Raw genomic sequence first — 9,730 nt, 5'->3', positions numbered from 1 at the left:
TGCAAAAAGTGGGTATAAAAATACCCACTTTGAACTTTAGTGCTTCTGTAACTCATTGAATTACAAAGCTATGTTGGTGGAGGCGGCGGGATTTGAACCCGCGTCCGCCAGTCCTACGCCTTTGGCTCTACATGCTTAGATCCGTTTTTAAATTAACTCTGAACGACCCAACGGGCAAGGTGAACTGAGCGATCCTGCTTCGTTTTAACCCTTCAACCCCAGGCGGGTTTCCGTGGCGATCCTGTTTTCAATTGCGATCGTTACCAGCCAACAGGCAAATTAGCGCGATCGGGAGCTAGCTGTTTTTAAGCAGCCAGTGCTCCTTGGTAGTTGTCTTCATTAGCAACTATAAGGTTTGCAGTGATTAGATTTGCGAGAGCCACTACGCGCTCGACATGCACCTCAGGTTTCGTAACCGTCGTCGAATCCTAATCGCCCCCAGTGAAACCGTGGTGCATTTATTACAGAACACAGCATAAAAGTCAAACGTTAATTTAAAAAAATCGCATAAAAACTCAACCTTCAGTACTAAGACGGGTTCTATTGCAAACTGACCTCCGACCCTGAAACTGTTAATTTGTCGCTTAATTTAGCCGTGTTCCACGGTTTTTTCATCTCAATAAGATAGTGAATAACCACCAGGACAGCTTCTGAAATAAACGCGATCAGAAACATGCATGTGACAGGGCAATGCCATCTGGTAGCAGGAACTCCCCATTCAGGATGGCGGATGTCAATGACGTGTTTCGGGAGTATAAACAGCCTCAAGGTAGAGGCTTCTTAACGGCAATGGTTATCCTTTACGCAATACTCGTTGCTTTTCAATATTCCACTCCCGCTCTTTGAGAGCAGCGCGTTTGTCGAACTCCTTCTTACCGCGAGCCAATGCCACCTGACATTTAATCAGGTGCTTTTTCCAGTAAAGCCTGGTAGCAATACAAGTGTGCCCAGTTTGCTGGGTGGCGCTAAACAGTTTTGCCAGCTCTTTCCGGTGCAGCAGTAGTTTTCGATCACGCAGCGGGTCAGCCACCACATGGGTCGATGCGGTGTCCAGAGGGGTAATCTGCGCACCAATAAGCCATGCTTCGCCGTCTTTTAACAGGACATAGCTATCCACCAGCTGTACTTTGCCTACCCGAAGGCTTTTCACCTCCCAGCCACAAAGGGCAACACCTGCCTCGAAAGACTCGTCGATATGATAATCGTGACGTGCCTTTTTGTTAGTGACGATGGTTGAATCGCCCTGCTTGCTTTTCTTCGATCTCTTAGCCATAGGGCGGATTATAGGGAGGTGCGTGCTTGATGTCACTGCTTTCTAACATACCGGGAGCACTTTTATGCAGCAATCAGTTCGGAGTAACTGAGGAGCAGTCTAAAAATAACTTCCCGATTTTCGTTCACCCTGAGCTCTAAGCTTACCGAAGAGTCGAGGGTGGTGGCAGCGAGCTTCGACAGGCTCAGCCCGAACGGCAAAACCGGGAAGTTATTATCAGACTCTTACTAACCCGGATATTTCATAAAAAAACAGGCTATTGTCGCCCCGAAGCGCAAATAGCGCTCTTAAAAGTCGTGCCGCAAGCGCGGTTTGCAATAAACGGGTCTGAGGGTCGCCTGGCAGGCACTCTCACTACCCTCACTACCCTCACTACCCTTACTGCTGCATCTGATTTGAGCAGAAGTTTTATGGATTGTTACGACAATGCTTATTTGATATCACTTGTAAACTGACTAGTATAATGGTTGATTAGCTTCGACTTCGTTCATCCTGAGAGAAGTAGGGCGGCGTTAGCACCTCACTTCGACAGACTCAGTCCCTTCGAAGATGATAAAGGTCAATCCCGTTGACAGGATGTACTAGTCTATTGCTATCAACAACAAATTGTGCAAGGGTAACTACGTTTCATAAAATACCTATAGTCTGTCATTCCTGCGAAGACAGGCACCCACCAGGACACTTGCTTCCCACCTTCGCGGTGACGATGCTGGTATAGTTTTCATTACTACTCACCCGGCAAATGGCACCGCTATTTTATTAAACACTAAGGTACTATGTATGTTAAAAAAAACGCTTATTACTATCATGATTGCAGGCACGCTAGCCGGCTGTGACATGTCAGATAAAGCCGATTCGTTGTCCAATGATGAAATAGGCCAGATTGCTGCCAATTACCTGGTAGAACATCCAGAGGTTCTGATTAAAGTCTCTGAAGCCCTCAAAAAGCAGCAAACAGAAAAATACACGGCTGAAATTGCAGCTAAAGCACTGTCACAAATGGATGCGTTGATAAACGATAAAACATCCCCTGTCATTGGCAGTGAAAAACCCAAAGTGCGTATCGTTGAGTTCTTTGATTATCAGTGTCTGTATTGTAAACAACTGGCACCTGGACTTAAGCAACTGGTGGATGATAACAAAGATGTACAGCTGGTTCTGAAAGAAACCCCCATCTTTGGCTCCCGCTGGGAAGCATCAAAGTATGCCGCTGAAATGGGACTCAGTATATATCAGCAAAAAGGCAGTGCTGCTTACGAGAAATACCATAACGCTCTTTTGGAATCGACTATTGAAGAGTCCAAGCTGACCCACGCAGACGTGGATAAATTTGCTGAAGCCGCAGGCGCGAACCCCAAGGAAATGGCATCACATGAGGAAGGTAAAAGCCCGATTGATAAAAATCTGAATCTATTTATGGATCTTGGTTTTCGTGGTACACCAGCACTAATTATAATTCCTGATGGGGCCAAGGATATTAAAGACATTAAGGTTATCGCCGGCGCTGATATAGACGCAATTAAAGCAGCGGTGGAGCAAGCATCAAAAATGAGTAAAACCTAGTGCAACCGAGCGTAGTGCTTACACAGCAGCTATTCCTGATAAGCCGCTACGCGACAAGTTAACGCAGCCCCGGGAACCTGTCTGAATTCCGAAATTCCGAAATTCCGAAAGAGTACTCCCGCCGAGCCAGGCGGGTGGCGCGTTTCGTCTAACATTCCGCTTAATAACCAACCCTATGTGAAGAAGGCTGGAATCCATCATAAGAACGGATTTCAACCTTTACGGGGTTTACGGGGATATCACCGCTATATTTTTCCCTTTACTGATTTATAGTTTCGCAGCTATCAACCTCTCTAACTTCACTTGATCTTTAGTGAAGTTTCGGATGCCTTCCGCCAGTTTTTCCACTGCCATGGCATCTTCATTCATAGCCCATCGGAAAGCGGCTTCGTTCAGTACTTGTTTTTCCTCTTGGCAGTTGGGCTTGTCAGCATCGAGTTTTTTCACCAGAATGCTTTCGGTTTGCTTCAGCTCATTCAGTAGATCCGGGCCTATCGTCAGACAGTCGCAACCGGCCAGCTCAATGATTTCACCTGTGTTACGGAAACTGGCGCCCATAACAACGGTTTTGTAGTTGTGCTTTTTATAGTAGTTGTAAATACGTTGTACTGAAAGAACACCCGGGTCTTCAGACGCTATATAGTTTCGACCTTCAGCTTTTTTATACCAGTCGAGAATACGGCCAACAAACGGTGAAATCAGGTAAGCGCCCGCTTCAGCAGCGGCCTGTGCCTGCGCGAAACTGAACAGCAAAGTCAGGTTGCAGCGAATACCTTCCTTTTCCAGTACTTTTGCTGCTTCAATGCCTTCCCAGGTAGAAGCAATTTTAATCAGCACGCGATCAGTGTCAGCACCGGTTTCACGGTAAAGTTCAACCAGCTGGCGCGCCTTGTTGATAGTGGCTTTGGTATCAAAGGAAAGGCGGGCGTCTACTTCAGTGGATACAAAGCCTGGCACCACCTGCTGGATTTCCTTACCAATACCAACGGTTAACCAGTCACAGGCATATTTTACCTGCTCAGCTTGTTTTGTGGACATTTTACGGCCATGGTTTTTAGCCTCTTCTAACAATCCACTGTAGGCCGGTAGCTCAGCAGCTTTAAGAATCAAAGACGGATTGGTCGTCGCATCTACAGGTTCATAAAGGCTGATGGCGTCAATATCCCCGGTATCAGCCACAACTTTGGTCATGACTTTAAGCTGGCAAAGCAGGTTAGACATGCTGGTGTCCTATTACATCTCAAAAGTTGCCTTAAAAGTTGCGCGTAGCCATCAAGAAAAACAGAGAATAAACAGAGAATAAAAAGTTGCTGTTGAGCAGCAAATAGCCCTCTATTTAACCCACAACACCGACTTTAGACCTATTTATCGCAGACCGCAATTGCAGCACGGCTTTCAAGACAGCCTCTCAGGGTCAATACAGAAACCAGATAGTATACATACCTGGAAAGATATCGTCAGTATCAGGGTAGAGTCTTGTTTATACCTACTGAACTTGAACAGGTTCGTTTTTTTCAATGGCGCCCATTAAAACCAGCAGTCTTTGACTGATCTGGATTGAGCATCTTAACGGTGTTTGACGCTATATGAGGAGCGGCCGCTCTGACCACACTGAGTCTCTGAGGTAGTCATTAATGCAGAGGAAATCCCCGGTATTGGAACGGTCAGGTCTGTCACTCATACGTTAACAACATCAACGGGTGCCGTCTCCGTATCAAGGATAACTTCCGATGCGGGGAGCGCCCTTTTAACTGAAACAGTGACATCCACAAGCACATCCACGGTGGCAACATCAACCATTTCACAAAACGCGGAGGCGCCTTCTTCACTGCCTGAGCAGCAACCCGGCGCGGCCTATACCGGGATGCTATCAGTCAATTACGACAAATTACTGAAGGACGAATTGACGGATTTCTCTGCCTGGCAACAAGACCAAGACCTTACGTTTGTTTAGTGGCAGACCGCTTTTAGTAGGCCGGGAACCTGTTAGTCAGTTTGCCATTACAATAAAGAAACGGGCGTTTGTTGTTTTGCCTGCTTAACCACCTTCGCTAATGCCTGCTTTGCCTCAGCCTCAGACACTACCTCTGGACGTTTTTCCACCGTTAAGCGGCCAAAAAAGGTGTGGTTATTATCACTATCCTGAATATTTCGCTCAACTACTGTCAGCGCGGGATAAAGTTGATCCAGCATACAAGCACCAATAGCACCGGTATCAGCAGACAATGTACCGTTTGCTACGTCACGTGCTGCAGCGGCAGTTCCTTCGGGTAAAGGCAGCTCTGTCAGGTCTTTATTGGCTTTCCAGTGGTTTATCTGTGCCAATGCGGCAGGGTGTGAAGCAATCCGCTTGAGGGGAACACCCTTGTCAATGGATGCTTTGGTGCGTAACAGACACATTTCAATCGGTAGATTGACTCCGCCTGTTACTGCTTTTGGCTTGTAATATTTAAAGGCGTCAATGGTTGCCGCCACGAAGTGACCAGGAATAATATCATTACGCAATGCAACAAACGCCTCTGTGTTTGCATTGGCCGCTTCAGCAAAGGTATTCAGTGGCGTGCCTGCAAAGCTGTACTGTATATTGCTTTTTCCTTCCTCTTTACTAAGAAGGCTGACTGCCTGGTGGTTATAGCTGCCTTCTGAGGCTTGTACATAAATAGTCGTATTTGTCGCGGCCAAAGCTTGCTCATGGCTGGTCTTTACACTGGTGGACTTCTGCTGGCAACCGCTTAAAGCAACAACCACTGACGTCAGCAGAACAGAAGCACAGATATTTTTTTGGATTTTTATTGTTCGCATTATGCTTTTTACTCTCATACTTTTTACTATTACGATCACGCCTTTTAACACGGGTATGTTACAAAACGGTGAAGGTGTCAGTTCGTCAAAAAGGGTGTCGCTTCGCTCCACACGCTTTAGATGGCGAGTGAACGCCACCTAAGCGACACAACTAATCTCAAGGTAAAGCTCCGCAATTGCCAGGGCATATTTTTTTAGCGTCATTCACATTTACCTGCCATGACAGGAGGTTGAGAGAGAAAATATTTTTTATTCGCGAAGTGATTTTAGCTCTTGCATTAACAGACTGATCTTAAATTCCTCAGTTTTAATCAGCGTGCTGTAATGCTCAATGACTGCGCGCTGCTGACCGGAAACGGTATCCCGATCCATCCTGTTAATAGCATTCGCTATATTACCCAGTTGGTCTTCTAATACACCTGATAGTTTATTGATGGATTGACCAGGGTTGCCTGACCCTTCCCATTCTGAAGCGGACCCCGAAGCCGGGTTTCTGCCAGTGGGCCGCAAAGTATCTGCGGGCTTACTGATCAATGACTGGTTGGCGCTGGTTCTGATAACAGTCTTGTTTTGCTTGCCTGAAGCTGCTCCTGCTGCTTTAAGCTCAGTATTCATTCTGGCTGTATAGCGGTCAATTTTATGGCGGTGTCGGGCAATACGCTCCTTGATTAAATGGCTTTTTATGGTGTAATCGAGCCGGGCAGCCTGATTCCTGTCAAAAGTAGCCAACGGTGCCGCAAGTTCATTGAGGGTCACAACGCTGCCACCTGCACAGGGCTGATCAGAGAATTCCAGTCGGCCATCAACCCTGCATTTATAAATCATTGTGCTGTGCGCATTGGCTGCCAGGCACGCCAATAACACCACTGCTAGCCCAAATCGAACGTGCATATTACCCTCAATTTTATGTTTCATTTCTACTAAATATAGTCACTCAGAGGGCAGGGGCATCTCATTTGGTACTACCTTGCAAATTAAGCCCGGAAACAACAGGGTTCTATACGGCTTACCTGCAACTGAAATAGCATGCCTGTTATTATTATCAGGTTTCAACCGAGCTCCCTGATATAGTAAATTTAATTCTGCTGACCGGTTAAAGAATCAAGGAACCAACACAATGCCTGCTCCCGATGGCTTGCGGTACTCCCAATGGCCTTTTCCATAAGCGCCATGGGCCGCACTCTTATCAGAGCTCCATGACTTCAGCGGACTTTGAGCAGTAGCAATTGAAAAAAACCCCTTAATCAGCAGATCTTTTTATTTGACCGCTACCGTCTGAAACTATCCACAGTATTGCCTGCAAAAAGTGTGAAATATATGCCAGAGCTACCTGAAGTTGAAACAACCCGACGAGGTGTCGAGCCTTACGTTAAAGGGAAAGAGATTGTTGATGTTATTGTTCGTCAACCCAGGTTACGATGGCCTGTGCCCCCTGATTTATCCAGTGACCTCACCGGCTTGACCATTGGGCAAATTCGTCGGCGTGCCAAGTATCTTCTGCTTGAAACCGGGCAAGGTACTTTAATTGTTCATTTGGGCATGTCTGGCTGTTTGCGTATTTTTGAAGACCCTGCGCCAAAGGCCCAAAAGCATGATCATGTGGACATTATTTTAACCGGACAACGTCGTTTGCGCTTTACTGACCCGCGCCGTTTCGGGGCGATACTCTGGACCTGCCAGCCCATCTGGGAACATCCCCTGTTGAGTAAGCTCGGACCAGAACCCCTCGGTGATGAGTTTACCGCTCAGCGCTTGTTTATACGGTCACGTGGTCGTTCACAAGCGATCAAAACATTTATTATGGATAACCACACCGTCGTTGGTGTGGGTAACATTTACGCCAATGAAGCGCTCTTTGTGGCAGGTATTCGACCTGACAAATCTTGTGGTACTGTATCAAAGAAACGGTATGAAAAGTTAGTGACAGCCATCCAGGAAGTATTACAACGCGCCATTGAACAAGGAGGAACAACACTGAAAGATTTCGTCGGCAGTGATGGAAAGCCCGGCTATTTTAAGCAACAGCTTGCCGTTTATGGCCGTAGTGGGCAGCCCTGCCTGACCTGTGGTACTGTTATTACAGAAATAAGACAAGGCAATCGAAGCAGCTGCTTTTGCAAGCGGTGCCAACGCTAGCCCCAATATTTCATAAACATGCTCCTGGCCTTGCTTGCTCCTTGCGGCTCTAAGGGCGTTTATGAAATATCCGGGCTAGTGCTGTTAAGCGCTAATACCCATACAGTCGTCATTCCCGCGAAGGCGGGAATCTACCAGAAAATGAACTCCCGTTTTCGCAGGAGTGACCAAAGTGATGGTTGTATGTCTATTAACGCTTGTTTGCACTGGCAGCTAATAACATAGCGTGACAAATGGTTAACAGACAATGAATAAAAAAAAACAGTATCACTGTATTTAAGCGAAATGGCTGGTCGGCTTCTTCAACTGCTGCTTGGCGGCTGGTCAGTTCAGGGAACACTGCCCGATCATAAAAAATACGTCATTATTATTGCCCACCATACGTCAAACTGGGATTTTGTCAACGCCCTCGGCGCCAAACTGGTATTGGGTGTCCACCTGCGTTTTTTTGGTAAACACTCGTTATTTGTTGGCCCTTTAGGTTGGCTGATGAGGGCCCTTGGAGGTATACCGATTAATCGTGGTCATGCCCATCAACGGGTTGAACAAGCCATCAGAGCTATGCAGTCCCAGGAGGAATTTATTCTGGCCATTGCCCCTGAAGGAACCCGGTCAAAAGTCAAAAGGTGGAAGAGTGGCTTTTATTATATCGCTGAAGGGGCTAAGGTGCCCATAGTACCTGTTGCAATAGATTATGCCAACCGGCAAATTGTTTTAGGTGAGCCAACGTATACAACAGGGGATAAATCAACAGACTTTAGAACCTTGCACCAGTTTTTTTTACCTTATCAGCCTAAAAGACCAGAGCTGGGTTGCAACGGACCTTTTGATCCTGTAAAACCAGATAACCCTGTGTAATGCCAATTCATTACAAGACCCATCTACCGTTAACATCATGCTCTGTGTCATTGCTGGCTGAGTCAGTATAGACATCATGCAATAAATCCCCTAGACTCCCACCCGTTGGTTGGGGTGTGACAGTGATAGCTGTCACTGAGACAGTAAATCGCTGAACCCATTGAACCTGAACCAGGTCATTCTGGCGTAGGAAACCTAACAGGCAATTTTCGGGCACCTCTACAGGTGTGTGTTCGTACGTCTTCGCTCCTGTCAGAATCGTCGCTACTTTCTTTACTGATACAGGAGACGCCTTGTCAATGACCTCCATTGCATTAACCATAGCAGGCTCAGATAGTAGCGGTGGAGCCGGTATACAGGCCGACCTGAAGGCATTTTCAGCACTCGGGGCATACGGATGCAGCGTCATTACAGCCCTGACTGCCCAAAATACGCTGGGAGTGCAAGCCATTGCCGATGTTGAACCTGACTTTATTACTCAACAATTGCAGTCAGTGTTCTCTGATTTATCGATCAATGCTGTCAAAGTGGGCATGCTCAGTCGGGCAGCTATTATCACTCCGGTTGTTGATGCTATAGATCACTTTCAGCCGGACTCTCTTGTGGTTGACCCTGTGATGGTGGCAACCAGTGGCGATGTGTTACTACAACAGGAAGCCATCAGCTGTCTAAAAGAAACCCTTCTGCCAAAGGCCACGCTTATCACACCTAATTTAGCGGAAGCAGCGGTTCTAACAGGCCGGGAAAAACCAACCTCTGTTCAGGACATGGAAGCCATGATTGACCCACTGTTGGCCCTAGGTGCCAAAGCCTTACTACTAAAAGGTGGTCATCTTTGTGGCAACAACGCCATTGATCTGTTTCACGACGGCAAGCAGCTACACCGCCTTGAGTCCCCCAGAATTAAAACAACCAATACACACGGTACAGGCTGCACGCTATCTTCAGCTATCACTGCGCTGCTGGCCAGAGGCTATTCCTTAGACGACGCCGTACAAAGTGGCAAAAACTATATTACCCAAGCCATCACCCACGCCAGTGCGCTGACTATTGGTCAGGGTCATGGGCCTGTGCATCACTTTTACAAAAACTGGTAAG

Annotated in this window: 9 protein-coding genes, 1 other RNA gene and 1 riboswitch; of the genes, 5 read left to right on the top strand and 5 right to left on the bottom strand. The window is 46.9% G+C overall.

Features of this window, described 5'->3' with window-relative positions; genetic code table 11:
* Positions 1 to 74: 74 nt before the first annotated feature.
* Together ssrA and smpB are read right to left on the bottom strand one after the other, a co-directional pair.
* Positions 75 to 440: a transfer-messenger RNA gene (gene ssrA, locus V4C51_RS10105) on the bottom strand.
* Positions 441 to 793: 353 nt separating this feature from the next.
* Complete coding sequence (gene smpB, locus V4C51_RS10100) at positions 794 to 1,273, bottom strand: SsrA-binding protein SmpB (RefSeq protein ID WP_330926035.1); 480 nt, start codon at positions 1,271 to 1,273, stop codon at positions 794 to 796.
* A gap of 780 nt (positions 1,274 to 2,053) precedes the next feature.
* Between smpB and V4C51_RS10095 the strand changes: the two genes are divergently transcribed.
* Complete coding sequence (locus V4C51_RS10095; protein ID WP_330926034.1) at positions 2,054 to 2,836, top strand: DsbA family protein; 783 nt, start codon at positions 2,054 to 2,056, stop codon at positions 2,834 to 2,836.
* Positions 2,837 to 3,103: 267 nt separating this feature from the next.
* Here V4C51_RS10095 and tal read toward each other — a convergent pair whose 3' ends face one another.
* Positions 3,104 to 4,057: a transaldolase gene (gene tal, locus V4C51_RS10090; RefSeq protein WP_330926033.1), complete on the bottom strand. Its 954-nt coding sequence runs from the start codon at positions 4,055 to 4,057 to the stop codon at positions 3,104 to 3,106.
* Between the two features lie 538 nt (positions 4,058 to 4,595).
* On the opposite strand from tal, the gene V4C51_RS10085 reads away from it, so the two are divergent.
* Positions 4,596 to 4,790, top strand: a complete 195-nt coding sequence (locus V4C51_RS10085) for a hypothetical protein (RefSeq protein ID WP_330926032.1) — start codon at positions 4,596 to 4,598, stop codon at positions 4,788 to 4,790.
* A gap of 47 nt (positions 4,791 to 4,837) precedes the next feature.
* Here the strand turns inward: V4C51_RS10085 and V4C51_RS10080 are convergent, their stop codons facing one another.
* Complete coding sequence (locus V4C51_RS10080; protein WP_330926031.1) at positions 4,838 to 5,638, bottom strand: prephenate dehydratase domain-containing protein; 801 nt, start codon at positions 5,636 to 5,638, stop codon at positions 4,838 to 4,840.
* Between the two features lie 249 nt (positions 5,639 to 5,887).
* The gene (locus V4C51_RS10075) at positions 5,888 to 6,529 is read right to left on the bottom strand and encodes a DUF4124 domain-containing protein (RefSeq protein WP_330926030.1); all 642 of its coding nucleotides are present in this window, start codon (positions 6,527 to 6,529) and stop codon (positions 5,888 to 5,890) included.
* Positions 6,530 to 6,955: 426 nt separating this feature from the next.
* On the opposite strand from V4C51_RS10075, the gene mutM reads away from it, so the two are divergent.
* The 3 genes from mutM to thiD all read left to right on the top strand — a co-directional run bounded on the left by mutM (position 6,956) and on the right by thiD (position 9,729).
* Positions 6,956 to 7,774 (top strand): bifunctional DNA-formamidopyrimidine glycosylase/DNA-(apurinic or apyrimidinic site) lyase, encoded by an 819-nt coding sequence (gene mutM, locus V4C51_RS10070; RefSeq protein WP_330926029.1) that lies wholly within the window; start codon positions 6,956 to 6,958, stop codon positions 7,772 to 7,774.
* Positions 7,775 to 8,059: 285 nt separating this feature from the next.
* On the top strand, positions 8,060 to 8,632 hold the full coding sequence (locus V4C51_RS10065; RefSeq protein ID WP_330926028.1) for a 1-acyl-sn-glycerol-3-phosphate acyltransferase: 573 nt from the start codon (positions 8,060 to 8,062) through the stop codon (positions 8,630 to 8,632).
* Positions 8,633 to 8,732: 100 nt separating this feature from the next.
* Positions 8,733 to 8,842: riboswitch (TPP riboswitch) on the top strand.
* A gap of 89 nt (positions 8,843 to 8,931) precedes the next feature.
* Positions 8,932 to 9,729: a bifunctional hydroxymethylpyrimidine kinase/phosphomethylpyrimidine kinase gene (gene thiD, locus V4C51_RS10060; protein ID WP_330926027.1), complete on the top strand. Its 798-nt coding sequence runs from the start codon at positions 8,932 to 8,934 to the stop codon at positions 9,727 to 9,729.
* The last annotated feature ends 1 nt before the right edge of the window (position 9,730 follow it).

The organism is Candidatus Sororendozoicomonas aggregata, from assembly GCF_031528575.1.
Taxonomy (GTDB): Bacteria; Pseudomonadota; Gammaproteobacteria; order Pseudomonadales; family Endozoicomonadaceae; genus Endonucleibacter; species Endonucleibacter aggregata.
Note: the sequence above shows the minus strand (reverse complement) of the source record. Positions and strands in the feature narration are given on the sequence as shown.

Bases quoted from the DNA above. Each gene is read 5' to 3' on its own strand.
- smpB (WP_330926035.1), bottom strand. From the start codon at position 1,273: ATGGCTAAGAGATCGAAGAAAAGCAAGCAGGGCGATTCAACCATCGTC.
- tal (WP_330926033.1), bottom strand. From the start codon at position 4,057: ATGTCTAACCTGCTTTGCCAGCTTAAAGTCATGACCAAAGTTGTGGCT.
- V4C51_RS10095 (WP_330926034.1), top strand. From the start codon at position 2,054: ATGTTAAAAAAAACGCTTATTACTATCATGATTGCAGGCACGCTAGCC.
- V4C51_RS10080 (WP_330926031.1), bottom strand. From the start codon at position 5,638: ATGCGAACAATAAAAATCCAAAAAAATATCTGTGCTTCTGTTCTGCTG.
- thiD (WP_330926027.1), top strand. From the start codon at position 8,932: ATGACCTCCATTGCATTAACCATAGCAGGCTCAGATAGTAGCGGTGGA.
- V4C51_RS10075 (WP_330926030.1), bottom strand. From the start codon at position 6,529: ATGCACGTTCGATTTGGGCTAGCAGTGGTGTTATTGGCGTGCCTGGCA.
- mutM (WP_330926029.1), top strand. From the start codon at position 6,956: ATGCCAGAGCTACCTGAAGTTGAAACAACCCGACGAGGTGTCGAGCCT.
- V4C51_RS10065 (WP_330926028.1), top strand. From the start codon at position 8,060: ATGGCTGGTCGGCTTCTTCAACTGCTGCTTGGCGGCTGGTCAGTTCAG.